Origin of the sequence: Polynucleobacter sp. MWH-Braz-FAM2G, from assembly GCF_018687635.1 — a bacterium.
Taxonomy (GTDB): Bacteria; Pseudomonadota; Gammaproteobacteria; order Burkholderiales; family Burkholderiaceae; genus Polynucleobacter.
Genome location: NZ_CP061300.1, coordinates 1,924,254 through 1,949,331, shown reverse-complemented (window position 1 = coordinate 1,949,331; position 25,078 = coordinate 1,924,254). Strand labels below are relative to the sequence as shown.

The 25,078-nt window shown below is 43.5% G+C and carries 27 protein-coding genes and 1 tRNA gene; 17 read left to right on the top strand and 11 right to left on the bottom strand.

Annotation, left to right across the window (positions count from 1 at the left end; genetic code table 11):
- Positions 1-21: 21 nt before the first annotated feature.
- Genes FD973_RS09840 through FD973_RS09830 form a run of 3 tightly spaced genes read right to left on the bottom strand, consistent with a single transcriptional unit; the run spans position 22 to position 3,112 of the window.
- Positions 22-1,464 (bottom strand): TRAP transporter large permease subunit, encoded by a 1,443-nt coding sequence (locus FD973_RS09840; RefSeq protein ID WP_371816889.1) that lies wholly within the window; start codon positions 1,462-1,464, stop codon positions 22-24.
- Positions 1,464-2,006: a TRAP transporter small permease subunit gene (locus FD973_RS09835; RefSeq protein ID WP_215323351.1), complete on the bottom strand. Its 543-nt coding sequence runs from the start codon at positions 2,004-2,006 to the stop codon at positions 1,464-1,466. The genes FD973_RS09840 and FD973_RS09835 overlap by 1 nt, the downstream gene beginning before the upstream one ends.
- A 20-nt stretch (positions 2,007-2,026) precedes the next feature.
- Complete coding sequence (locus tag FD973_RS09830; protein WP_215323350.1) at positions 2,027-3,112, bottom strand: TRAP transporter substrate-binding protein; 1,086 nt, start codon at positions 3,110-3,112, stop codon at positions 2,027-2,029.
- A gap of 334 nt (positions 3,113-3,446) precedes the next feature.
- Here FD973_RS09830 and FD973_RS09825 point away from each other — a divergent pair, with 334 nt between their 5' ends.
- Complete coding sequence (locus FD973_RS09825) at positions 3,447-5,117, top strand: MFS transporter (protein ID WP_215323349.1); 1,671 nt, start codon at positions 3,447-3,449, stop codon at positions 5,115-5,117.
- Between the two features lie 66 nt (positions 5,118-5,183).
- Here FD973_RS09825 and FD973_RS09820 read toward each other — a convergent pair whose 3' ends face one another.
- Positions 5,184-5,795 carry an MOSC domain-containing protein gene (locus tag FD973_RS09820; protein ID WP_215323348.1) on the bottom strand — a complete coding sequence of 204 codons (612 nt, stop codon included), beginning with the start codon at positions 5,793-5,795 and terminating at the stop codon, positions 5,184-5,186.
- A 17-nt stretch (positions 5,796-5,812) separates the two neighbouring features.
- Complete coding sequence (locus FD973_RS09815) at positions 5,813-6,130, bottom strand: DUF6150 family protein (RefSeq protein ID WP_215323347.1); 318 nt, start codon at positions 6,128-6,130, stop codon at positions 5,813-5,815.
- Positions 6,131-6,187: 57 nt separating this feature from the next.
- On the opposite strand from FD973_RS09815, the gene FD973_RS09810 reads away from it, so the two are divergent.
- The 11 genes from FD973_RS09810 to FD973_RS09760 all read left to right on the top strand — a co-directional run bounded on the left by FD973_RS09810 (position 6,188) and on the right by FD973_RS09760 (position 14,605).
- On the top strand, positions 6,188-6,622 hold the full coding sequence (locus FD973_RS09810) for a hypothetical protein (RefSeq protein ID WP_215323340.1): 435 nt from the start codon (positions 6,188-6,190) through the stop codon (positions 6,620-6,622).
- A 68-nt stretch (positions 6,623-6,690) separates the two neighbouring features.
- Positions 6,691-6,767 (top strand) — tRNA-Met (locus FD973_RS09805).
- A gap of 52 nt (positions 6,768-6,819) precedes the next feature.
- Positions 6,820-7,353 (top strand): DUF2878 domain-containing protein, encoded by a 534-nt coding sequence (locus FD973_RS09800; protein ID WP_215323338.1) that lies wholly within the window; start codon positions 6,820-6,822, stop codon positions 7,351-7,353.
- A 124-nt stretch (positions 7,354-7,477) separates the two neighbouring features.
- Positions 7,478-8,563: a recombinase RecA gene (gene recA / locus FD973_RS09795; RefSeq protein ID WP_371816888.1), complete on the top strand. Its 1,086-nt coding sequence runs from the start codon at positions 7,478-7,480 to the stop codon at positions 8,561-8,563.
- Between the two features lie 4 nt (positions 8,564-8,567).
- The gene (gene recX, locus FD973_RS09790) at positions 8,568-9,086 is read left to right on the top strand and encodes a recombination regulator RecX (protein ID WP_215323333.1); all 519 of its coding nucleotides are present in this window, start codon (positions 8,568-8,570) and stop codon (positions 9,084-9,086) included.
- Between the two features lie 188 nt (positions 9,087-9,274).
- Positions 9,275-10,444 carry an ADP-forming succinate--CoA ligase subunit beta gene (gene sucC / locus FD973_RS09785; protein ID WP_215323331.1) on the top strand — a complete coding sequence of 390 codons (1,170 nt, stop codon included), beginning with the start codon at positions 9,275-9,277 and terminating at the stop codon, positions 10,442-10,444.
- A 15-nt stretch (positions 10,445-10,459) separates the two neighbouring features.
- The gene (sucD, locus tag FD973_RS09780; protein ID WP_215323329.1) at positions 10,460-11,353 is read left to right on the top strand and encodes a succinate--CoA ligase subunit alpha; all 894 of its coding nucleotides are present in this window, start codon (positions 10,460-10,462) and stop codon (positions 11,351-11,353) included.
- Between the two features lie 112 nt (positions 11,354-11,465).
- Positions 11,466-12,173, top strand: a complete 708-nt coding sequence (locus FD973_RS09775; RefSeq protein WP_215323323.1) for a TerC family protein — start codon at positions 11,466-11,468, stop codon at positions 12,171-12,173.
- 118 nt (positions 12,174-12,291) lie between these two features.
- The gene (locus FD973_RS09770; RefSeq protein WP_305798636.1) at positions 12,292-12,828 is read left to right on the top strand and encodes a pilin; all 537 of its coding nucleotides are present in this window, start codon (positions 12,292-12,294) and stop codon (positions 12,826-12,828) included.
- A gap of 95 nt (positions 12,829-12,923) precedes the next feature.
- The gene (locus FD973_RS09765; protein ID WP_215323320.1) at positions 12,924-13,856 is read left to right on the top strand and encodes a 2OG-Fe(II) oxygenase; all 933 of its coding nucleotides are present in this window, start codon (positions 12,924-12,926) and stop codon (positions 13,854-13,856) included.
- Between the two features lie 77 nt (positions 13,857-13,933).
- On the top strand, positions 13,934-14,605 hold the full coding sequence (locus FD973_RS09760) for a class I SAM-dependent methyltransferase (protein WP_215323312.1): 672 nt from the start codon (positions 13,934-13,936) through the stop codon (positions 14,603-14,605).
- 68 nt (positions 14,606-14,673) lie between these two features.
- Here the strand turns inward: FD973_RS09760 and moaC are convergent, their stop codons facing one another.
- Positions 14,674-15,153: a cyclic pyranopterin monophosphate synthase MoaC gene (gene moaC / locus FD973_RS09755; RefSeq protein WP_215323310.1), complete on the bottom strand. Its 480-nt coding sequence runs from the start codon at positions 15,151-15,153 to the stop codon at positions 14,674-14,676.
- 23 nt (positions 15,154-15,176) lie between these two features.
- Between moaC and FD973_RS09750 the strand changes: the two genes are divergently transcribed.
- Positions 15,177-16,877: a M48 family metalloprotease gene (locus FD973_RS09750; protein WP_215323308.1), complete on the top strand. Its 1,701-nt coding sequence runs from the start codon at positions 15,177-15,179 to the stop codon at positions 16,875-16,877.
- Here FD973_RS09750 and FD973_RS09745 read toward each other — a convergent pair.
- From FD973_RS09745 to FD973_RS09725, 5 genes are read right to left on the bottom strand one after another with little or no spacing between them, the layout of a single operon-like run.
- A complete protein-coding gene (locus FD973_RS09745; protein WP_215323305.1) occupies positions 16,874-17,488 on the bottom strand; it encodes a DUF2946 family protein in 615 nt (204 codons plus the stop codon). The two genes, FD973_RS09750 and FD973_RS09745, sit on opposite strands and share 4 nt — an antisense overlap.
- Positions 17,489-17,493: 5 nt before the next feature.
- Complete coding sequence (locus tag FD973_RS09740) at positions 17,494-17,928, bottom strand: nuclear transport factor 2 family protein (RefSeq protein WP_215323301.1); 435 nt, start codon at positions 17,926-17,928, stop codon at positions 17,494-17,496.
- Between the two features lie 17 nt (positions 17,929-17,945).
- Complete coding sequence (gene waaF / locus FD973_RS09735; RefSeq protein ID WP_215323300.1) at positions 17,946-18,983, bottom strand: lipopolysaccharide heptosyltransferase II; 1,038 nt, start codon at positions 18,981-18,983, stop codon at positions 17,946-17,948.
- A gap of 44 nt (positions 18,984-19,027) precedes the next feature.
- Positions 19,028-19,216, bottom strand: a complete 189-nt coding sequence (locus FD973_RS09730) for a zinc-finger domain-containing protein (RefSeq protein WP_215323299.1) — start codon at positions 19,214-19,216, stop codon at positions 19,028-19,030.
- Positions 19,217-19,238: 22 nt separating this feature from the next.
- Complete coding sequence (locus tag FD973_RS09725) at positions 19,239-20,162, bottom strand: branched-chain amino acid transaminase (protein ID WP_215323298.1); 924 nt, start codon at positions 20,160-20,162, stop codon at positions 19,239-19,241.
- A gap of 209 nt (positions 20,163-20,371) precedes the next feature.
- Here FD973_RS09725 and FD973_RS09720 point away from each other — a divergent pair, with 209 nt between their 5' ends.
- Genes FD973_RS09720 through FD973_RS09705 form a run of 4 tightly spaced genes read left to right on the top strand, consistent with a single transcriptional unit; the run spans position 20,372 to position 25,053 of the window.
- Positions 20,372-21,583 carry a phosphoglycerate kinase gene (locus tag FD973_RS09720; RefSeq protein WP_215323296.1) on the top strand — a complete coding sequence of 404 codons (1,212 nt, stop codon included), beginning with the start codon at positions 20,372-20,374 and terminating at the stop codon, positions 21,581-21,583.
- A 4-nt stretch (positions 21,584-21,587) separates the two neighbouring features.
- Positions 21,588-23,024: a pyruvate kinase gene (pyk, locus tag FD973_RS09715; protein ID WP_215323295.1), complete on the top strand. Its 1,437-nt coding sequence runs from the start codon at positions 21,588-21,590 to the stop codon at positions 23,022-23,024.
- Between the two features lie 57 nt (positions 23,025-23,081).
- Positions 23,082-24,146 (top strand): class II fructose-bisphosphate aldolase, encoded by a 1,065-nt coding sequence (gene fba, locus FD973_RS09710; protein WP_215323294.1) that lies wholly within the window; start codon positions 23,082-23,084, stop codon positions 24,144-24,146.
- Positions 24,147-24,153: 7 nt separating this feature from the next.
- Entirely contained in the window at positions 24,154-25,053 is a 900-nt protein-coding gene (locus FD973_RS09705) for a phosphoribosylaminoimidazolesuccinocarboxamide synthase (protein ID WP_215323292.1), read from the top strand.
- The last annotated feature ends 25 nt before the right edge of the window (positions 25,054-25,078 follow it).

The following is a 25,078-nucleotide window of genomic DNA, read 5'->3' as shown; positions in this document are numbered from 1 at the left end:
TTATTTTGCTATGAGCAATAGCTATTTATTTTCTCGCAATTGACGTTCTATCTCTGAGCTTGAGTCTACAGTGACTTCATTTTGTTCAACCCCAGCCAATGGATCGATTGATGGGCTGTTTGCATCGATAACAGCGGTTGGTTTATCTACAAAGTAAGTGACTGTTTCAGGAACGAAAATGATGATGGCAACCAAAATGAGCTGTAGTCCAACCCATGGAAGTGCTCCATAGTAAATATCAGAGCTCTTTAGTGATTTGGGGGCTACTCCTCGCAAATAAAACAATGCGAATCCGAACGGCGGATGCATAAAGGAGGTCTGCATATTTGCACCCAATAACACGCCAAACCAAATCAAGTCTATGCCGAGCTTGTCTGCGACTGGGGCCAATAGCGGGATGATAATGAATGCAATTTCAAAATAATCCAAGAAAAAGGCTAAGAAGAAAACAAACAAGTTCACCACAATAAGGAAGCCAACCTGACCGCCTGGCAGACCTGATAGAAGATGCTCAATCCAAAGATCACCATCGACCCCGCGGAACGCCAATCCAAACACTGTTGAGCCGATCAGAATGAAAATCACCATAGCGTTGATGCGCATGGTAGAAGTCATTGCCTCCCAAACTAAAGGCTTTTCTAGGCGCTTATTCATGGCAGCGAGCACTAATGCGCCGACAGATCCCATAGCACCGCCTTCGGTTGGAGTGGCTAGACCCATCAAGATGGTTCCCAGCACTAAGAAGATGAGAGCAATGGAAGGAACAATCCCCCATAAGATTCGCTTAAATAATTTCCAATCAATTTTTGGGCGTGCTTCGGGCGGTAAAGCCGGTACATCTTGTGGTCTAAAAATAGATAAGAAAAAGATAAATAAGCAGAACAACACTACTTGAATAATCGATGGGCCAATTGCGCCGGCATACATGTCGCCAACAGATTTGCCTAACTGGTCAGCCAACACAATTAAAACAAGTGAAGGTGGAATCAATTGCGTAATCGTGCCAGAAGCCGCAATCACACCCGTTGCAACGCGTGGGTTGTAGCCATAGCGCAACATGATCGGCAAAGAGATTAAGCCCATTGCAATTACAGAGGCAGCTACTGTTCCAGTAATCGCACCAAGGATTGCGCCAACAATAATTACCGCATAGGCTAAACCGCCTCGAATGGGGCCAAATAATTGACCCAAACCTTCAAGCATATCTTCTGCTAGTCCGCACTTCTCGAGAATCGCACCCATAAACGTAAAGAAGGGGATTGACAACAACAGGTCATTCGAAAGAATGCCGAACACTCGATCTGGTAATGCTTGCAAGAAGGTGGGCTGAAACATGCCCATTTCAATGCCGATTAAGGAGAAAAATAAACCAACAGCACCCAGTGAGAATGCGGCTGGATATCCGAGTAATAAAAATACAATCAATCCCCCAAACATGATGGGGGCCATTAAATCTTGGCTAATCATTGGAGGGGTCTTTCGTATTTAGGATCGATCTCTATCATGCCGATAATGGCGGCGTAGCGTTTGATGATTTCTGAGATGCCTTGAAGCGTTAATAAGAAAAAGCCCAAAGTAATCACACCGCGCACCGGCCAACGAATGAGGCCACCTGGATTGCTGGAGGTTTCAGCTTGAACGATTGAGGTAATAAAAAATTCCCAAGAGTAGTAGCCAATGATGACGGTCATGGGTAGAAAAAAAACAATTCCTCCCCAGAAATCTAGCCAGAGGCGGGCTTTGTTGGGATATAAGGCATAAAGCACATCGACTCGAACGTGCTCATTTAGGCGAAATGTAGTGGCTGCACCAAACATCACCATGCCCGCAAACAAATACCATTGCGCTTCTAACCAACCGTTTGAGCTTATGTTGAAGCCGTACCGAATTAGCGCATTTGCAGTGCTAACCAGTACGGCAATAAGAACCATCCAACTTGCTAAGACTCCAAAACGGTCATTTAGGCGATCAATGAAATTTGCAAAAACTAAAAATTGTTTTGGCATTTCAGTTGCTCGCTTAAGGTTTATTTGACGGGATTGGTTAGCATGAAGCTCATGAGGGTTTGCTCAGCCACTTTGTTCCACAACATTTGATCGTTGCGGAATTTTTTCCAAGGCTCGTAAATTTTCTTGAATGATGGATTTTTGGCCGCTTCTTCTTCATACATTTCGAAAGCAGCTGTAGAGGCTGCTTTCATAATATCTGTTGAATAGGATTGCAACTTCACGCCATTCTTAATTAAGCTTTGTAGGGCGATTGGGTTTTTGTAGTCGTACTCAGCCATCATGTCGATATTGCATTCGGCGCAGGCTGAAGCTAGAGCTTCTTGATATTGCTTAGGTAACTTTTCCCATTCCTTGATGTTGACATACATGGAGTACATCGAGCAAGCCTCCCACCAACCTGGGTAGTAGTAGTAAGGTGCGATCTTGTAAAAACCTAACTTTTCATCATCATATGGACCAACCCATTCGGCTGCATCAATTACTCCCTTTTCGAGTGCTGGGTAAATATCGCCACCTGCAATTTGTTGTGGGATGGCACCGAGGCGAGCCATCACTTCACCACCAAGGCCAGCGATCCGCATTTTGAGGCCTTTGAGATCCGCAACCGTTTTGACAGGCTTTTTAAACCAACCGCCCATTTGAGTACCAGTATTACCTGCTGGAAAAGAAATGATGTTGTAGTCGCGTAAGAATTCGCGCTGGAGCTTAAGGCCACCTCCCCAATACATCCATGCATTTTGCTGACGCTGATTCATGCCAAAAGGGACGGTAGTATCAAAAGCAAAAGTCTTGTTTTTGCCAACAAAGTAATAGCCAGCTGTATGTGTGCATTCCACAGTACCTTGCTGAACTGCATCCACAGTTCCGAATGCGGGAACGATTTCACCGGCACCGAAGATGCGAATCTGAAATTTGCCATCGGTTAGAGCGGCTACTCGTTTAGAAATAAATTCCCCGCCACCATAAATCGTATCTAAGCTTTTGGGAAAACTAGAGGCACAGCGCCATTTCACTTCTGGCATAGATTGTGCAATTGCTGGTGCAGCTAAAACTCCTGCAGCAGCGCCAAGTGCGGTCTTACCTAAAAAGTCACGTCTTTTCATTTGAGTTGCTCCTTATGTAATATTTATTTGATGGCATTTTTAGTAATGCCTTTTATTTACTTCAGTCACAATTAAATAGAACTGCAAATTGACAAAATGAAGGTATTGCACTTGCTTCAATCAGTCTGCACCTGGCTTGTGCACATTGCTATTAAATAGTGCAAAACCCTAAAGTAATCATGGATTTAGAGAGTTGCATCAAATCCACACTTTTTCGGGAAAACCCCGAGTCGATTTGATGGGGAATTACCCTAAGTAATGGATTTCTTTGATTTTTTTCAAAGCATAATCAACCCGTTGTTTTTTATTTAATAAAAATAGTTAGGAGCTACTGATGTCAACAGCACACAAAGCAGCCCCAATGACCGCTGAAGAACGCAAAGTTATTTTTGCATCCTCTTTGGGTACGGTTTTTGAGTGGTATGACTTTTACTTGTACGGTTCACTTGCGGCAATTATTGCTAAGCAATTCTTCTCAGGCCTAGATGCAGGTTCTGCCTTCATTTTCGCTTTGTTAGCGTTTGCTGCCGGCTTCATCGTGCGCCCATTTGGCGCGTTGGTGTTCGGTCGCTTAGGCGATTTGATTGGTCGTAAATATACCTTCTTGGTAACCATCTTATTGATGGGTGGCGCAACTTTCATCGTGGGTATTCTGCCTAACTATGCAACTATCGGAGTTGCCGCTCCAGTGATCTTGATCGCATTGCGTATGCTTCAAGGTTTGGCTTTGGGCGGTGAGTACGGTGGTGCTGCTACTTATGTAGCAGAACATGCCCCTCATGGTCGTCGTGGTGCATACACGGCTTGGATTCAAACAACCGCTACTTTAGGTTTGTTCCTCTCCTTGCTCGTGATTTTGTTCACTCGTGAATTCACTGGTCCAGACTTTGACGTTTGGGGCTGGCGTGTTCCTTTCATCGTTTCTATCGCATTGTTGGCGATTTCTGTATGGATTCGTTTGTCCATGAATGAATCACCAGCATTTAAGAAGATGAAAGAAGAAGGCAAATTGTCAAAAGCTCCTTTGTCTGAGTCATTCGGTCAATGGAAGAACTTGAAGATTGTTATCTTGGCATTGTTTGGTCTGGTTGCAGGTCAAGCAGTGGTTTGGTACACAGGTCAGTTCTATGCTCTTTTCTACCTCACACAGGTATTAAAAGTAGATCCTAAGACTGCAAACTTGTTGATTGCTGCTTCGTTAGTAATCGGCACACCATTCTTCGTAGTCTTTGGTAGCTTGTCTGACAAGATTGGTCGTAAAGTGATCATCATGGGCGGTTTGTTATTGGCTGTAATTACTTACATCCCTAACACTCCAGTTTCCGTGTTTAACGCTTTGACACACTACGCTAATCCAGCGTTGGAAAAGGCAATGGCTACTGCGCCTGCAACGATTACTGTTGATCCAGCTCAGTGTACTTTCCAATTCAACCCAACCGGTACAGCTAAGTTCACCAGCTCTTGCGATATCGCAAAACAAGTGATGGCATCAAACTCTGCTAGCTATTCAACGATTCCAGCGCCAGCAGGTACAAATGCTGTTGTGAAGATTGGTGATATTGAGATTCCTGGTTACTCACCAGTCGGAATGGACCCAGCTGAAGCCAAAGCGAAAGATGCTGAATTCAAGAAGGCAATTCGTGAAGCTTTGACAAAAGAGGGTTACCCAACCAAAGCTGATCCAGCTGGCGTTAACTACGTTGCTGTATTGCTCTTGTTGGTGTACTTAGTGATCTTGGTAACCATGGTTTATGGCCCAATCGCTGCGATGTTGGTTGAGATGTTCCCAACCCGTATTCGTTACACCTCTATGTCCTTGCCATACCACATTGGTAACGGTTGGTTCGGTGGCTTGTTGCCAACGATCTCCTTCGCTTTGGTGGCGCAAAACGGTAACATTTACTATGGTCTCTGGTACCCAATCATCATCGCTGCGATGACATTGGTAATCGGTACACTGTTTGTACGTGAAACTAAAGACGTAGACATCTATGCACGTGACTAAGCGGATCTACTAAGATTCTTAAGTCTGCATTAAATAAGAAACCCGATCAGAAATGATCGGGTTTTTTTATTCCCATAAATCTTTTTGGTTGCGGTTATTCAGGAGTTTTTTATTTTGCTGGGCAATGGATGTTTCTCTTAAACCTGGGATGAGCGTAATTTCAGCGCCAGCAGATAGAGTTCCGGTTTTTAATACTCTGAGATACCAGCCGCTAAAGCCCGATTGGAGCATCGCTTTAGATGCGCCCTTATAAGCTACGGCAGCATTGAATTTGAAGCAAGGCTCACGGAGTTTTGTTACTACAAATTCTAGATCTTCAATTTGCAATCGATCACCGACATAAACTTCTGATTCTAAAAGGCCCTCGATAGTGAAGTTCTCACCAATGGCGCCATATTGCAAATCAACTGACTTATTCGTTTCACGTGTAAGTAATTCATTCCAAAAAGCATAGTGCTCCGCGGGGTAAACATAGATAGCTTTTTCCAAACCGCCATGTACCGATAGATCGGCCTGCTCATCGCCTTTTATGCCAAGCGTAGTAATTTCTATGGGGCTCGGTTTCTCTAAAGTACTGATTGCTTTTTTATGAATCGCTGAGGCAACTAGCTTGTAATTTGGGTGGTGATTGCCAAATAAGGGTGCCACCTTGCCAGCAGAGATAGAAAGAATTTTCATCTAAGAAGAGATTCCTTTTAAAAGCGACAGCGAGCATCACTTTTGTATTTGGTGAAATAAACAATAAGATCAGCCTCAGACTTGTATTGAGTGTAATAAATCACCGCACGAGCATCACTTTTATACTTGGTATAAAACCAGACACCAGGTTCGTTATCGCTGGAATATTGAGTGTCATATACGATGCAATTTGCTTCCGATGGATATTTGGTGATGAAGACTTTTGCGGTCGCTTCCGATGGGTAATTGGTGATGAAGATTTGAGCTGCAGATGCGTAAGTGTGCATGCAGGCATTTAACATCATTGAAACAAGAAAAATTGATCGTAAGCTCATGATTGAAGAATATTATGCCTTCTGCATTTTATGTGTTGGTTGGACTAAGATAACTAAATGAGAAATTTATTTGGAACGAAAGTCATTATTGTCGCCATTGAATTGGCTTTGATATTTCTAGGCGTATTAGCGAGTCAGAATGTTTCTGCCAAGTGGGATGAAGAGCGCGATATGACTACTAATGGCAAAGAAGAACTGATTTATTACTACAAGACAAATGAACAGGGTCAAAAGCTTGTATTGGATAAGTATGTAAAACGTTTAATTTTTATACGACCTGATAAGTTATATAAGCGATCAATTAAGCAAATTAAAATAGACGGAATGGTGGTAGAGGTTACTAGCGACCCTTTCTCAAGATACCCTGAGCAAACCGCGATTATTTTTGATAACAAAGATGAGGTGCTCAAAAAGCTTTTTTTGGCCAAGAAGATTGAATTTAATGTCTTTTATGGGCGCGAAGAGAGTGTTAGTACTTTTTTGATCAAATAAGAGGTTTTAGTCGACTGGGTAGGCGTCCCTTAGACAGATCAAGTCTGATCATTTACAATAGCGAGTTCGGCGAATTAGCTCAGCTGGTTAGAGCGACGGAATCATAATCCGCAGGTCCGGGGTTCAAATCCCTGATTCGCCACCAAATCAAAAGGCCATTGCCCATTAGCAGTGGCCTTTTTCTTAGGGTGCTGGGAATGGCTAAATTTTGGAACTTTGTTATTTTCCAGCTCGGCTGGTTTGCCTGTGTACTAGGCGCAGCCAATAAAGACGTGCTTTGGGCGGTGCTTGGTACGTTCTCCTATATTGCTTTCCATGCTTGGCGCTCCCCTTCATCAAAAACTGAAATAAGTCTTTTATTTAAAGCTTTTATATTTGGATTGGTGGCTGATACCCTGATCATGCATTTGGGATATCTTGATTTTCAGGATGCCTGGCCATCCCCATATTTATCGCCAATTTGGATGTGGGTATTGTGGGCATTGGTTGCGACTACGATTAATGGCTCTTTGAGTTGGTTGAGAGGTAGACCAGTTTTAGGGGCTGTTTTAGGGGGTATTTGCGGTCCCATGTCTTATGAAGCCGGTATTCGGATGGGCGCTGGAATGTGGGCTCCTGGTGGCCAAATGATTGGATTTGCTTTGGTTGGAGTGGTTTGGGCAGTCGCAATTCCCCTCTTTTTCTATTGGGATCGCACTCCAATCGAACGTGGCCTAATAAACAATCCGTAAATTCGACTGAAAAGTTGCTTGCAAATAGTACTGTTTTTATATACAGTAACCATTAAGTTGTTACACAGTAGATAAAACTTCGGGAAAAAGCCCAGTACATAGCGAAAAGGGAATAAAAATGGCCTTGGATGACAAAAGAAAATCAGCCTCTTCAGAATTTGAAGGAATGAGCGGAGACAAGCAAAAAGCATTAACAGCGGCACTGGCGCAAATTGAGAAACAATTCGGCAAAGGCTCAATCATGAGATTGGGTGATGCTGAAATTGGTCAAGATATTCAGGTGGTATCGAGCGGTTCACTCGGATTGGATATTGCTCTTGGAGTGGGTGGTCTTGCACGCGGACGCGTGATTGAAATCTACGGCCCAGAATCTTCCGGTAAAACAACGCTGACATTGCATGCGATTGCTGAAATGCAAAAGCTTGGTGGTACCTGTGCGTTTATCGATGCAGAGCATGCCTTAGATGTGCAGTACGCATCTCGTCTTGGTGTTGATGTAAATAATCTTTTGATTTCTCAGCCAGACACTGGCGAACAGGCCTTAGAAATTGCTGATGCGTTAGTGCGCTCAGGCTCTATCGATTTAATTGTCATTGACTCAGTTGCTGCATTGGTTCCAAAGGCCGAGATCGAGGGTGATATGGGTGACTCTTTGCCAGGCCTGCAAGCGCGCTTGATGAGTCAGGCTTTGCGTAAATTGACTGGGGCTATTAAACGTACCAACACAACAGTAATCTTTATTAACCAGATTCGTATGAAGATTGGTGTGATGTTTGGATCTCCAGAAACAACCACTGGCGGTAATGCTCTGAAGTTCTATGCTTCTATGCGCCTAGATATCCGTCGTATTGGTAGCATCAAAAAAGGTGATGAGGTTGTTGGCAACGAAACACGCGTGAAGGTAGTTAAGAACAAGGTTTCACCTCCATTCCGTGAAGCCATTTTTGACATCATGTATGGCGCTGGTATTTCTAGAGAGGGTGAAATTATTGATATGGGGGTTGAAGCTGACCTCATTGAAAAGTCAGGTTCTTGGTATAGCTATAACGGCGATCGTATCGGTCAGGGTAAAGACAATGTTCGTGAGTTCTTAAAAGAAAACCCAGCAATTGCCCAAGATATCGAAGCAAAGATCCGTGAGAAATTAGGTGTTAAAACTGGTTCAGCGGTGGTAACGGATGTGCTGGGCGAGGAAGAAGAAGTCGAATAATTCGATGCCTGATCAAGGTGGTAAGAAAGTAAAACAAAGCCCGAGTCTCAAAGCTCGGGCTTTGCGCCTTTTGTCGCTTCGAGAATATAGCCGTAAAAATTTAGCTGCCAAACTGATGGAATCGGAAGTCAGATGGAGCAAGATAGTAGAGGATCAAGCAGAGCAAACACCAGAATCCAGAGCATCTCAGATCGATGCGGTTTTGGATGATTTTGAGGCTCGGGGCTGGCTGTCTGATGAACGTTTTGCAGAGGCCTTGGTTCGCCGCCGAAGTGAACGTTATGGAATCCGCAAGATAGCTGATGAGCTTGAAAGAGCTGGGGTTGATTCAAAACAGTCTGCCAAGTTGCTAAATACTTTGAAGGAAACTGAGTTTCAGCGGGCTTATGATCTTTGGGCCAAGAAATACGGGGTATGTGCTCAAGATCAGAAGGAGCGAGCCAGACAGTATCGGTTTTTGGCTTCAAAAGGTTTTAGTTCGGAAGTGGTGGCCAAAATCATTGGTGGTCAGAGCCCTAATTAGGGCAATTACGGATCTAGAATCGCTATTTGCGGCATCGCAGCATGATAGACTTATGGAGTCGGTCAAGCCGTTCGCATTTATTCAAATTTGGCATATTTAGCCAGTTTAAGAGTAAGTATGAGATTGTCGCGACATCGGTTTTACTTATCCTCATCGCTTGCTAAAAAAGATACCGTTTCGGAGTAATTATGAAAATTCACGAGTACCAAGGCAAAGAACTTCTTCGCCAATTCAATGTGCCTGTTCCTAATGGCATTCCTGCATTTAGTGTTGATGAGGCAGTGAAAGCTGCTGAAAAACTGGGTGGCCCTGTATGGGTTGTTAAAGCTCAGATTCATGCTGGTGGTCGCGGTAAAGGCGGCGGTGTGAAATTGGCTAAGAGCATGGATGAAGTAAAAAAATATGCTTCTGAAATTTTGGGCATGCAGCTCAAGACGCATCAAACTGGACCTGAAGGTCAAAAAGTAAATCGCCTATTGATCGAAGATGGCGCTGATATTAAAAAAGAGTATTACTTCAGTATCGTGACTGACCGTGGCACGCAAAAGAATGTGATCATGGCTTCCAGTGAAGGCGGTATGGACATTGAGGAAGTTGCAGCAACTCATCCAGAAAAAATTATTAAAGTATTTGTTGATCCATTGATTGGTTTGACCGATGCTGACTGTGACATCGTTGCTAGAGGTATTGGCGTCCCTGAAGCCTCTATTCCGATGGCACGCGATGTATTCAAAAACTTGTACAAGACCTATTGGGATACCGATGCTTCATTGGTTGAAATTAACCCATTGATTCTTGAAGGTGATGGCAAGATCAAGGCCTTGGATGCGAAATTTAACTTTGATCCAAACGCATTGTTCCGTCATCCGGAAATCGTTGCTTATCGTGATATCGATGAAGAAGATGCAGCTGAGATCGAAGCTTCTAAGTTTGACCTTGCCTATATCTCATTAGATGGAAATATTGGCTGTCTCGTGAACGGCGCTGGTTTGGCAATGGCAACTATGGACACTATTAAGTTGTTCGGTGGCGAGCCTGCAAACTTCTTGGACGTTGGCGGTGGTGCTACAGCAGAAAAGGTAACCGAAGCATTCAAGATTATGTTGAAAAACAAGAGCGTTGAGGCGATTTTGGTAAATATCTTCGGCGGCATTATGCGTTGCGACGTGATCGCCGATGGAGTTGTTACTGCATGTAAAGCAGTAAACCTCACAGTGCCTTTGGTAGTGCGTATGAAGGGTACAAACGAAGAGTTGGGCAAGAAGATTCTTGCAGACTCTGGTTTGCCAATTATTAGCGCCGATTCAATGGCTGAAGCTGCTACTAAGGTAGTTGCCGCTGTTGCCAAAAACAAATAATCCAGGAATTTCAATATGTCTATTTTGATCAATAAAAACACCAAAGTCATCACACAAGGTATTACTGGTAAGACAGGTCAGTTCCATACTGAAAAATGTCAAGAATACGCAAACGGCAAGAATTGTTTTGTTGCTGGTGTAAATCCTAAAAAAGCAGGCGAGTCTATTTTTAATATTCCAATTTATGCGACTGTTAAAGAAGCGGCTCAACAAACTGGCGCAACAACCTCTGTAATTTATGTACCGCCTCCGGGTGCTGCTGCTGCAATCTGGGAAGCTGTTGAAGCTGACCTCGATTTCGTAATCTGTATTACTGAAGGTATTCCAGTGCGCGACATGCTTGAAGTTCGTAACAAGATGCACGCCAAAGAAGCTGCTGGCGGCAAGAAGACTTTATTGCTTGGTCCTAACTGCCCAGGAATTATTACTCCTGATGAAATCAAGATCGGCATCATGCCTGGTCATATTCATAAGAAAGGTCGTATTGGTGTTGTTAGCCGTTCCGGCACTTTGACTTATGAGGCGGTTGGTCAGTTAACTGCTATTGGCTTAGGTCAATCCACTGCAGTAGGTATTGGTGGTGACCCAATTAATGGTTTGAAGCACATTGACATCATGAGAATGTTTAACGAAGATCCAGACACAGACGCTGTGATCATGATTGGTGAAATCGGTGGTCCTGACGAAGCAGAAGCTGCTCGTTGGTGTAAAGACAATATGAAAAAACCAGTTGTTGGTTTTATTGCTGGTGTAACAGCGCCTCCAGGTAAGCGCATGGGTCACGCTGGCGCATTGATCTCTGGTGGAGCTGATACTGCAGATGCCAAACTCGCTGTAATGGAGGAGTGTGGATTTAAGGTAACAAGGAATCCTTCAGAAATGGCTGCTTTATTGAAAGCCATGTTGTAATTTGTAATAAGGAAAAGAATGCTGATTTGTCAGCATTCTTTTTTGAAGTAATAGTAGTTGAAGTAATTAGCATATAAAACATAAATAAAACATTAAAAACGTAGGAGACATTATGGATTTCTCAGTATTTTCAGGGGCAGCATTTTGGGCCGCACTTTTGTCAATTATTGTTGCGAACATTTTGCTATCTGGTGATAACGCAGTCGTGATTGCTCTAGCATCACGTAATTTGCCCCCCGCTCAACAAAAGAAGGCGATTTTTTGGGGTAGTGCTGCCGCTATCATTTTGCGAGTTGTTCTTACTATTACAGCGGTTCAGTTATTAACATTGCCCTATTTGAAGATTATTGGCGCTATCTTGCTTCTTTATATTGGTGTTCAGCTATTAGCTGATAGCGGCGAGGAAGAGGATATGCATGCTCACCCAAATATTTGGGGTGCAATTCGCACGATCTTGGTAGCAGATTTGGTAATGAGTTTGGACAATGTTTTAGCTGTGGCTGCTGCAGCTCAAAAGGGGCCAGAAGAAACACGTCTGGTTTTATTGATTATTGGATTAGGCCTTTCCATTCCTCTCATTATTTTTGGTAGTGCCATGCTACTGAAAGTAATGGATCGCTTCCCGATCATCATTACCCTTGGCGCTGGTTTGCTGGGCTTGTTGGCCGGTGGAATGTTGGTTGAGGATCCTGCCATCAAGGAATCTATTCAGGCGGCATTAGAAGATGCTCATATGATCTTTGAGGGTATTGGAGTTGCCATCGTATTGTTGGTTGGTACATATCTAAAAAAGAAGCAAAAGAATAAAGAAGCGGCATAATTTCCTCTTCTCAAATCAGAAATGCCGGCAAAGAATGCCGGCATTTTTTATGTTCAGTTGACTTGTTGCTGTGAGGTCTAAGTTGGATGATGAGTCATTTAACAAGGAGATGAAAAATATGCAAAGCAAGTTAAACAATTTAGATGTTAAGGCGCATGAAAAAGATCGGGAGGATATTGGTCAGGCAGGTTTTACTCTTATTGAAGTGATGGTAGTAGTTGCGATCATTGGAATTTTGGTGGCTGTTGCAGTGCCTCAATACCAAGATTACATTGCACGTAGTCGTGTGGTGGAGGGGCTGAACTTATCTTCTAGTGCAAAACTCGCGGTAACAGAAGCATTTGCTAGTCGTGGTACTGTGCCTATGGATGATGCTACAAATGGAGCATTTACTTTTTCGCCTACTCGTAGTGTGAAGCTAATAGAAATTACTCCATCAGGTGCAATTGCCATTGATTACCAGATCAGCGTTGCTCCAGATGGAAAGAATACCTTGCATTTGATTCCAACTAACGAACCTGATGCCAACGTGCCAAAGCCTTTAGATTTATCTAAGTCTGAGGGTTCTACATGGTCTGGAGGCTGGTCATGTAGATCTACAGAAACAAACCTGCTTCCTCAGCTGCTGCCATCGGAATGTAGAATTGGGAAATAAATTGATTAGTCTGTAGTAGCAATGAAAGTCGCTGAAAAGCGACTTTCATTTCATATATTATTCTTATAAACATAAGATAAATTATTAACTTTAATATGACTCAAGACTCTGAAATCATTAGTCGTACTTTGCCTATTTCATTTGATTCTGGGCTGAATTTATCCCTAAAAGAAGCAAGAGAAATTGGCGAAGAGTTGTCTGGATCATATTGTTTTGCAGAACCTTACCCACACATAGTCATTGATAATTTTTTGCCAACAGATTTGGCTGACAAAATATTGGCAAATTTTCCTCTAGAAGCTTTAGATGGTGATGTAATGCATGAGGGCCACTACGCGGGACATCATAAGAGGCAAATATTTCCGAACGACTGCAATGACTTTGTAAGAAGATCATTTGATTTTTTTAATTCAGCTTCATTTTTGCAGTTTTTAGAAGGTTTAACTACTATTAGTGGCATTATTCCCGATCCATATTTTGCGGGCGGAGGATTTCATGAGACCTCTAGAGGAGGTCAGCTTGGGATTCATGCCGATTTTAGGGTTAATGAAAGATTGCATTTAAATAGAAGGTTAAATGTTCTTATTTATCTCAATAAAGATTGGAATGAAAGTTATGGGGGGTATCTAGAAGTTTGGGACAGGAATATGAAGCATAAAGTTAGATCTGTGGCGCCTATATTTAATAGATGCGTAATATTTAATACTGACGCGGATTCATATCATGGTCATCCAGACCCACTCAATACGCCCGATCATATAAAGCGAAGATCAATTGCTCTTTACTACTATACCGCTTCAAAAAAAGTGTATGAGGAGTTGCCATCTCACTCAACCATGTATGCTGCTAGGCCAACGGATGGTCCCGAAATTAGAAAGCAAGTATTAGCATTTAATGCTCAAAACTATAAGAGAGATTGGATTCCGCCGGTAATATTGAATCCTAAGCTTTTATTGCCACCATTTATATATCGGCGTATTAAGTCAGGTTTGAGCTACCTTAAAAGTAAAAGACGTCGGAAATCTTAGCCTTAAATTCTTAGTCAATTTGCCAGTCACTTACTCAATCAGCCTATTATTTATGTTCTTTGCTATTCGAAAAAATTATGTCTAGTCAAACTCCTATGCATGAGATCGCAAATCTCGATTTACTGAAAATTATTCCATCAAATATAAAATATTTATTAGAAGTTGGATGCTCTAGTGGTGCATTGGCGCGTGAATATAAAAAAATAAATCCTAATTGTGTATATGATGGGCTAGAGATTGAGGATAGCTATGCACAGCTCGCTAAAAGATATTGTGACAATGTTTTAGTTGGTGATATTGAATTTTTGAATGAAGTTTTTTGGTTGAAAAGCTCCAATATACAGTGTTGGATTTTTGCAGATGTTCTAGAGCATTTAAAAGACCCTTGGGGGTGCCTTAAAAAAATACATCAAATCTTGCCTGATGATGGTTGTATTGTTGCTTGCATCCCTAATATTCAGCACTGGAGTATTCAAGTTGATATTAGCTTGGGTAACTTTAGATATCAAGATATGGGATTGCTAGATAGGACTCATTTAAGATGGTTTACTAGAAAAACTATTGTTGAGCTGTTTGAATCTACTGGCTATAAAATTGTGGACCTCACGGGTAGAATTGTCGAGGATACAAGTCGAGAAAATTATTTAAGCATTATTCAAAGAATGGCAACACGTGCGGGCGGTAATGCGTCAGAAGCAATGCAAGATGCTTTGTCTCACCAGTATTTGGTGAAAGCTGTTAAAAAGTAGTTTTTAAAAGTTTATTCTGCAGTTCATTTTTAAGTGTCGCACTATCTAGTGTGTTTAACTAGATGATATTAGTTATTTGATGTCCATTCCCCGCTCTTGCCACCACTCTTCTCGAGTAGTTTGACATCTCCTATCACCATGCCACGGTCTACGGCTTTGCACATGTCATAAATAGTGAGTAGGGCGACTTGGACTGCGGTGAGGGCTTCCATTTCTACGCCAGTGGGACCGGTAGTTTCCGCTCTGACCTGGCAGTTGATGCTACTTTCATTGGGAATGGTTTCAAAGCTTAGGCTAACATGGGTTAGTGCTAGGGGATGACAGAGTGGAATAAGCTCAGATGTCTTTTTAGATGCTTGGATGCCTGCAACTCGGGCTATACCCAGTACATCACCTTTTTTATGGGTGCCAGCGTTCACCATCTCGAAGGTCTCTGGAAGCATCTTAATCTTGCCGCTAGCTATTGCAATACGATGGGTGCTTGGTTTATCCCCAACGTTTACCATATGGGCTTGCCCACTGGCATCAAAATGAGTTAGTTTGTTCATGGGATAAGTTTTACCATATAGAGATGCAAGAAATAAAGCCAGTCACAAAAACCTCACTTTTGCGCCGTATTTTGACAGTTCAGTTGATGTTGGCTTTAGCTTGCTCTGGATTTCCGGTGTATTCCGCTTCACCTGTTGGGGATGTCTCCGTGGAGGGAAATTCAGCGGCTCTTCAAAATATTGGCCGGGCGATGCAGTCACCTGACGCGCGTCCTGCTAATGCACCAACTCGCAGTTCAATGCAAAGTCAGCCAACTATTGTCTTGCCCGATATGGGGGATCCTGGAGGAGACGTTTTAACAAGACTCGATGAACGTAAATATGGCGAGATGATCATGCGTCAAATACGTCCAGACGCTGACTATTCAAATGATTTGCTCATCTATGATTTTTTAAATCAGATGGAGCGTCGTTTATTACAAGCTGCAAAGAAATTGCAATTGGGCGGTGCGAATGAACAAGGAAGTGGTGCGTATAACTTTGAAGTATTTGCTGTAAGGGATAGCAGTATTAACGCATTTGCGTTACCCGGAGGATTTATCGGGTTCCATACTGGTTTACTAGTGAGTGCTGAAAGTGATTCTGAAGTAGCTTCAGTCATGGGGCATGAAACAGGTCACGTCTTGCAACGCCATCTTGCTCGTCAAATGGACAAACAAACCACTAATATGATGCTTGCCTTAGCTGGAATGGTTTTAGGGGCTCTAGCTGCTTCGCGCAATCCATCGGCAGCAGCTGGATTGATGCAAGGTGGTCAAGCCCTTGCTGTTAATAATCAACTGTCATACTCCCGAGATGCAGAGCGCGAAGCTGATCGTATTGGCTTTCAGATTTTGAATGCTAGTGGATACGATGTGAATGGCGCACCTGGCTTTTTTCAGCGTTTGCAAAAAGCAACGGGAATTATGGATAAAGGGGTTCCAGGTTATGTCCGTACCCACCCGTTAACTACTGACCGGATTGCCGATATGCAAGATAGGGCACGGACGGTTGTCAAAGGCAATTTAACAATATCCCCAGAGTTCTATTTTATAAAAGCTCGGGCGCGCATGGAACAATCTGGTAGTTCCAGCGGGATGTATGACTTAAAAAATACATTTGACAGCTTGAGTAAGCAGCAGCCAATAGGAAAGCAGCTTGAAGGCTTTTATGGCTTGGCCCTAATAGCGCAACGTCAAGGAAAAATAGATCAAGCAGAGTCTGATTTACAGCAGGCTCGTAATATTGTTCAAAAGGGAGTTGCATCTGATTTGCTTAATCAAAAGCAAAGCCTTGCATTAGATATCACCGCATCTGAATTAGCTTTGGCCAAAGGTAAAGGTGAAGAGGCGTTACAAATTGCTCAAGCCTCACTTCGAGCTTATCCACAATCTTATGCGGCAGGCGCTGCCATGATTAGTGCTGATCTTAAGCTCGGGCGCACTAATGATGCAATTAATTGGTTGAAATCTCGTACCAAATCTCAGCCGAATGAAATCGTCTGGTGGTCTTTACTTTCCAAGGCCTATGATCAAGCGAATAATGTGCCTATGCGCCACTACGCTCTTGGCGAAAAGTATGCATTGGAAGGGGCTTGGCCTTCGGCAATTGAGCAGCTTCGTATTGCTCGCTCAGCTGGCGGCGCTGATTTTTATCAAGGATCCAGTATTGATGCTCGTCTACGTGAGATGCAAAGACAATATCAAGAGGAGCTCAAGGAGCAGGGCAAGCAAGCCCCTGGTTAAGCGGTTGGTTTTTTAATAAAGTGAAAGCGCGTGGAGAGCCCTCCAGAGTGGACGGGGTCAAGAGAGAGTCGTTTTCCATTCCAATTCCATGATCCTCCAAAGCTACAGGCCTCTTCATGTAACTTGGCAAGCTCAGAAAAATGATCAAGATCGTGATCATGCAATAAAGCAATTGTCAGCATAATTTTTTTGATAAATTGACTATCCTTTGCTTCCTCATAAATAGTTTGGTTCGCTTCGCCAAGGATATAAATATTTCCGTTTTCATCGCTTAAAGCACCGCAAGGTTCAATTGAATGATGGCATTGTGTAATCAGCTCATGTCCCGCTTTGCTAGGGTGTATGCGAACAATCCAAGGTGTTGCATCCAAAGTAATGAAAACACGCTGAGGACCGTTTTGGAAGAAATACCTTCCGCGTGTATCGCATGCATAGTTGCGTGAAATAAATTCACTTAAAACACTGTGTTGAATAACTTGACCTGGTAGATTGTTTTGCTGCGTGAATTCATCACGCATACGCCATTGCCCACGTCGGTCTAGAGCGAGCCAGCCAAAACAGTCAGGCACATTTGGCCACTTCATTAGCGACCGCAGCACTTGATCATCCATGGTATTTAGTGAAGACCGTGCGGTGTTAAAGGAGAATCGAATGTTTCTTCCGTAGAGTGACTCGCATGTAAATGGGCTATCCGCCAACCAGCGCTATCCTGCAGAAGAACCAAGGTGATATTGAGAAAGAATTCAGCTTCGATTTGATCGGCTCTGAAATGAACTGCTTCTGTAGTGTCATATATAGCAGCTCCTAATATGGAGTGGCTAATACAAGCAATTGGCTCTAAAAATAAAGCTTGCTTACTAAGAAGTCTTTCTAAACCCTCACGGATTTCTGCATGTCCGGTTAAGCGATGACCCTCAGGAAGAACGCAGGTGATAGAGTCATCATCTAACCAAATATCTAATGCTCCTTGAACATCTCGATGTCGTAGGGCATCTCGCCAAGCATCAACGACATCATCAGCGTTGTGAAAGAGTCTGGCAAGTTTGGACATGGCTTACGTTTCCTGAGTTATGACTGCAATGTCTTGAGTGTAGTGAATACTTGGTCAGGGAGAATGTCATTTAAGCAATTTAAATGACCTAACGGACACACTTTTTTATGGCAGGGGCTGCATGGTAGATTTAACCAAAGCACTTTTGCCTTGTTTGATAGTGGAGGTGTATGGGCTGGATCACTTGACCCAAATATAGCGACTTGGGGTGTTTGCAGTGCTGCTGCGATATGCATTAACCCAGAGTCATTGCTAATAACCGCTTTGCACATGCCAATCAGGGCAATTGCCTCATCAAGAGTTGTGTTGCCGCACCAATTGTGAATCTTGCTATCTTTATGGGCCTTTGCGCAAATTTCTTCAGCAAGCTCATGATCAGCTTTTCCCCCTAAGAGAATTATTTGGGCGTCTGGATTGAGGGTTACTAATTTATTGGCTAACTCAGCAAAGTGACTTATTGGCCAGCGTTTTGTTGGGCCATACTCTGCTCCAGGGCACATGACGTATGTATTGGTGGGATCAAAATTGACGTCATTAAATTTATTCAGAACAGAAAGTTTTGCTGTTGCAGAGATGCACAATTTAGGTGAAGGGTTGTCTGCCGTTGTTGCTAGTTCGCTATTTAGTAGCTTGCTTAATGCAAGATAGTGTTCCACCATGGGTGGGCGATTAATTTTGCTTGGGTTATCTAGGGATAGATTAATGAGTCCAAAACGTAGCTCACCACGATAACCTATGCGTAGAGGAATATTAGCCAGCCATGGGATCAGAGCTGACTTGAAGCTATTGGGTAATACAAAGCAGACCTGATATTTTTTTGCTGATAACTCTTTAGCTAGTTGCTTGCGTAAACCCCATTGCAGTTGTTTGTGCTCAAATTTTGCTTCGATAACTTCTGAAACTTCAGGGCAGGCGCGATAAATGGGTGCCACCCAAGTACTGGCAAGTACATCTATATTTGCTTCTGGAAATTGCTGCTTAAGGCTTGCCAGTAAAGGCTGAGTCATTACGGCATCCCCAATCCAATTGGGAGCGACAATCAAAATACCGTTCATGTAATGTTTGCCGATTCAGCGTCTTTATGAAGACGCTGATGGACTTAGTGACCGTGTGGTTCAGTGCCGGGAATAAGTTTGTACTCTGCGCCACAATACGGGCACTTAGCTTCACCGGTTTTGGTAATGTCTAGGAAGACTCGTGGGTGAGAGTTCCATGCTGGAGTTTGATTGGTAGGACAGTGCAAAGGTAAATCCTTGCCATCCACCATGGTTGCTTGTGCTTGAGTCATATGCTGTTCCTGATCGCTGAAATTACTTCACGTATGTGAGCCAAGATTTGTATTTATCATTGCGCCCATATACAGCATCAAAATACGTTTTCTGAATTTTTTCTGTAATTGGGCCACGCTTGCCGTCACCAATGGTGCGGTCGTCCAACTCGCGGATAGGGGTCACTTCAGCAGCTGTACCGGTAAAAAACGCTTCATCAGCAGAATAGATTTCATCTCGAGTAATGCGCTTTTCACGCAACTCAAGGCCCAAATCTTTTACGATTTGAATAATAGAGTTGCGGGTAATGCCATCTAAACAAGAGGCCAAATCCGGCGTATACACAATGCCGTTGCTCACCATAAAGACGTTCTCTCCAGATCCTTCGGAAACATAACCCTCTGTATCCAGCAATAAGGCTTCATCGTAACCATTGGCAGTCACTTCTTGATTAGCCAAAATAGAATTGATGTAGTAACCAGAGGCCTTGGCGCGAACTAGAGAAGAGTTGACAAAGTGACGGGTAAAGGAGGAGGTCTTAACCCGAATACCCTTATTGATGCCATCTTCACCCAAATAAGCACCCCATTCCCAAGCGGCGATAGAAGTATGAATGGAATTCCCTTTTGGGGAGATGCCTAGCTTTTGAGAGCCAATAAAGATGATTGGGCGGATGTAGCAGGCCTCAAGCTTATTGCTGTTTACGACGTCGATAATGCCCTTGGTAATCTCCTCCTGGCTATATGGCATGCTCATTTGGAAGATTTTGGTGCCGTTAAATAGGCGTTTTACATGTTCTGGAAGGCGGAAAATAGCCGTTCCCTGGGGGGTTTTATAGGCCCGAATGCCCTCAAATACGCCCATTCCGTAGTGCAAACTGTGCGTAAGCACGTGAATATTGGCCTCACGCCAAGGAATTAGCTTCCCATCAGTCCAAATAAAGCCATCGCGGTCGGACATCGACATTTTCTTTACCTTTTGTATCTGTTAAATATCTGTAAAAACGGTTTTAGCTGGTCACTTGGCTGGCAGATTTAACTTTTCTAGCCAAGAACGCATTAGTCCTTATTGTAGAGCAGGCTGGGTGGTCTGTTGGCTTGAATCTTCAGGGGTGGGCAGGCTAGAGCATTTAGAATGGAGGTCTCCCAATAAACCTACATATTTACCTAAAACTCATGCCGGAATCCTTATTTAAAGTTAAGCGTTTAAGTGAATTAGCTCAATCAGGTCAATTGAAGGGTAAGCGGGTTTTGATCCGCGCTGACTTAAATGTTCCTCAAGACGATGCTGGAAATATTACCGAGGACACTCGTATTCGGGCATCCATGCCAGCGGTGCAGATGTGTTTGGACGCTGGAGCGGCTGTAATGGTGACTTCGCATTTGGGTCGCCCTACTGAGGGTCAATTTAAGCCGGAAGATAGCTTAGCTCCTGTAGCTGATCGTATTGCTGCTTTGCTTAGTCGTAAAGTGCCTTTAATTAGCGATTGGGTCGATGGCGGATTTGAGGTGATGCCTGGCGAAGTTGTTCTGTTAGAAAACTGTCGTTTAAATGTAGGCGAAAAAAAGAATAACGACGATTTGGCCAAAAAGATTGCTGCGTTATGTGATGTTTATGTGAATGATGCATTTGGAACTGCGCATCGTGCTGAGGCAACCACGAATGGCGTAGCTAAATTTGCACCGATTGCTTGTGCTGGACCATTAATGGCGGCTGAATTAGATGCCCTCAGTCGTGCACTAGCTAGTCCAAAGCGTCCCTTAGTGGCGATTGTGGCAGGCTCGAAAGTTTCGTCTAAGCTCACCATATTGAAAGCTTTATCCGAAAAGGTAGATGAACTAATTGTTGGAGGTGGTATCGCTAATACCTTCATGCTGGCTAAAGGTTTGCCAATTGGAAAATCGCTTGCCGAGCCTGATTTAGTCGATGAGGCTAGAGAAATCATGGAGATCATGGAAAAGCGTGGTGCCCATGTGCCGATTCCAGAAGATGTCGTAGTAGCAAATGAATTATCTCCATTAGCCCGTGCAAATCGTGTGCCTTCAGATCAAGTGGCTGAAGATGACATGATTTTGGATATTGGTCCTAAAACTGCCGCGCGTTTATCTATCATGCTTGCTCATGCAGGCACGATTGTTTGGAATGGTCCATTGGGCGTATTTGAAATTGATCAATTTGGTGGTGGTACGAAAATGTTAGCGGCAGCAATTGCGCATTCACCTGCGTTTTCTATCGCTGGCGGTGGTGATACATTGGCGGCTATCGCTAAGTACGGCATTGAAAATCAAGTGGATTACATCTCAACTGGTGGCGGTGCCTTCCTTGAATTTTTAGAAGGCAAATCTTTGCCAGCCTTTGCAGTGCTTGCCGAGAGGGCGAAAGACTAAATATATGCTTAGAGCAACCAAGATCATTGCAACTTTAGGGCCAGCTTCTGAAAAGCCTGATGTTTTGCGTGACATGATCCGTGCTGGTGTTGATGTGGTCCGAATGAATTTTTCCCATGGTACAGTCGCAGACCACAAAGCACGCCATGATTTAGTCCGCACTATCTCTGCTGAGGCGGGTAAAGAAGTGGGCATTATGGCTGACCTGCAGGGCCCCAAAATTCGGGTAGGTAAATTTGCTGATAACAAAATTCAGCTTAAAGAGGGGGATAAATTTATCCTCGATGTTGCCTGTGAATTAGGTAATCAAGATCGTGTTGGCCTTGATTACAAAGAGCTGCCAAACGATGTAAAGCCAGGCGATCGTCTTTTATTGAACGATGGATTGGTGGTATTGCGCGTCGATGGCGTCAAAGGTGGTGAAATTTTTACTATTGTTGAGCAGGGTGGACCCCTTTCCAATAACAAAGGAATCAATCGTGCTGGTGGTGGTTTAACGGCTCCCGCTCTGACTGAAAAAGATATTGCCGATTTGGATGCTGCAATTGCAATGGGGGTAGATTTCTTGGCAATTAGCTTTCCCAAGGATGGTGCTGATATGGCTTATGCCAGAAAGCTGGCTGATGCCGCGAGTGCTAAGCATGGCGTTGGCAAAGTGAGAACTATTGCTAAGGTGGAGCGCGCAGAGGCAATTGAGCCAGAAGCGCTCAAAAGTATTATTGCTGAAAGCGATGGGATTATGGTCGCACGGGGTGACTTGGCGATTGAAGTTGGGAATGCGGCAGTGCCCGCTTTGCAAAAACGCATGATTGCTTGGGCGCTTGAAGCGGATAAATTTACGATTACTGCTACGCAAATGATGGAGTCCATGATTAATGCTCCAGTCCCTACTCGTGCCGAAGTGAGCGACGTGGCTAATGCTGTATTGGATGGTACGGATGCAGTAATGTTGTCCGCTGAATCTGCTGCAGGTATGTATCCGGTGCAAACCATTAAAGCGATGGCTGAGATTTGCGTTGAAGCAGAAAAGTCAGATCGCGTGAAGCTCGATACCGACTTCATGGATAAAACATTCACTCGTATTGATCAAACGATTGCCTTAGGCGCTTTATTTACAGCGCACCATCTCAATGCGGATGCAATTGCTGCATTGACCGATTCAGGCTCAACAGCAATTTGGATGAGTCGTCACAATATTCACGTGCCGATCTTCGCTTTGACATCGAAGATAGCAACCCAGCGTGCACTAAGCACCTATCGCAATGTCACTCCAATTGGTTTGGACTACACCAAGGATCGTGATACCGCATTACAAGAAGTGGAAGCCTGCCTAAAAAAATCAGGCGCCGTCAAAAAAGGCGATACCGTTGTACTGACCTCTGGCGAGCCTATGGGTGAACCTGGTGGCACCAATACTCTCAAAATTGTGCATGTGAAGTAGAGCTGTATTTAGAGCATATTTATATAAACCAAAATCAACATTTAATAAGAGAACATCATGGCTTTAGTATCTTTAAGACAACTCTTGGATCATGCGGCGGAAAACGGTTATGGTCTGCCCGCATTTAATGTAAATAACTTAGAGCAAGTAACGGCAATTATGGAAGCGGCTAATGAAGCCGATTCCCCAGTCATCATGCAAGCTTCAGCAGGTGCTCGTAAATACGCTGGGGAAGCATTTTTGCGTCATTTGATTTCTGCAGCTGTTGAGGCTTACCCACATATTCCAGTAGTTATGCATCAAGATCATGGTCAAAGTCCTGCAGTTTGCATGGCAGCGATTAAGAGCGGTTTTACTAGCGTGATGATGGATGGTTCACTAGAAGCTGATGGCAAAACCGTAGCTAGTTACGAGTACAACGTGGATGTTTCCAAGGAGGTAGTGAAGTTTTCTCATTCTATTGGGGTTACGGTTGAAGCTGAATTAGGGGTGCTAGGTTCTTTAGAAACCATGAAGGGTGATAAGGAAGATGGTCATGGGGCTGATGGCACGATGACTCGCGAGCAATTGTTGACTGATGTTGAACAAGCAGCTGATTTTGTGAAAGCGACTCAGTGCGATGCTTTAGCAATTGCTATTGGTACAAGTCACGGGGCGTACAAATTCAGTAAAAAGCCTACAGGCGATATCTTGGCGATCGATCGCATTAAAGAAATTCATGCGCGCATTCCCAATACGCATTTAGTGATGCATGGTTCTTCCAGTGTTCCTCAAGAATTGCTCGCTGAGATTCGTGAATTTGGTGGCGATATGAAAGAGACTTACGGTGTGCCGGTTGAAGAGATTCAAGAGGGAATTAAAAATGGTGTTCGCAAAATCAATATCGATACAGATATTCGTTTAGCTATGACAGGTGCGATTCGTCGTTACTTTATTGAAAATCCCAGCAAGTTTGACCCACGCGACTACTTAAAGCCGGCTCGTGAAGCAGCAAAGAAGATTTGTATTGCACGTTTCCAGGCTTTTGGATCTGCAGGCCAAGCATCCAAAATTAAACCAATTCCCCTAGAAAAAATGGCTGAGCTTTATAAGAGCGGTAAATTAACTCAAATTGTGAAGTGATTTAAATATGCCCGCTTTGTACGCTACCTCTATTAAGTCTTTACCACTGTTATCTAAAGGTAAGGTGCGAGATGTTTATGCATTAGGTGATGACAAGTTGTTGATGATTACAACTGACCGACTCTCTGCATTTGATGTTGTGATGGGTGAACCTATTCCTGAAAAGGGTGTGGTGCTGAATCAGATGGCCAATTTTTGGTTCGATAAATTAGCGGCAGTAATCCCAAATCATTTGACTGGTATTGATCCAGCGACGGTAGTAGCTGCTGATGAGGTAGATCAGGTCAAAGGTCGTGCTGTGGTTGCTAAGCGCTTAAAACCAATTTTGGTAGAGGCGGTTGTGCGTGGCTATTTGGCTGGTAGTGGTTGGAAAGATTACAAAGAAACTGGCAGGGTTTGTGGGATTGCTTTGCCAGACGGCTTGGAAAACGCTCAAAAATTACCCGAACCAATTTTTACACCTGCAGCTAAAGCTGAATTTGGTCAGCATGATGAAAATATTTCATTTGAAAAAGTGGTTGATTTAATTGGCGAGAAGTTAGCCAATCAAATTCGGGAAGTAAGTATTCGTCTGTATAAAGAGGCCTCTGAATATGCTGCTACCCGAGGAATCATTATTGCTGATACTAAGTTTGAGTTTGGCTTGGATACCAATGGTGAATTGGTCCTAATGGATGAAATTCTTACCGCCGATTCCTCTCGCTTTTGGCCAGCAGAAACATATTATGTAGGCTCAAACCCACCTTCTTATGACAAACAATTTGTGCGTGATTGGCTGGAAACAGCCATGGTCAATGGCAAGCTTTGGCCTAAAACGGCTCCGGCACCGCAATTACCCGCTGATGTTATTGAAAAGACTGCCCAAAAGTATCGCGAAGCTTTGAATAGGCTTACTGAGAAGGCTTAACGAAGCAGTCTAACTCGGGGATAAT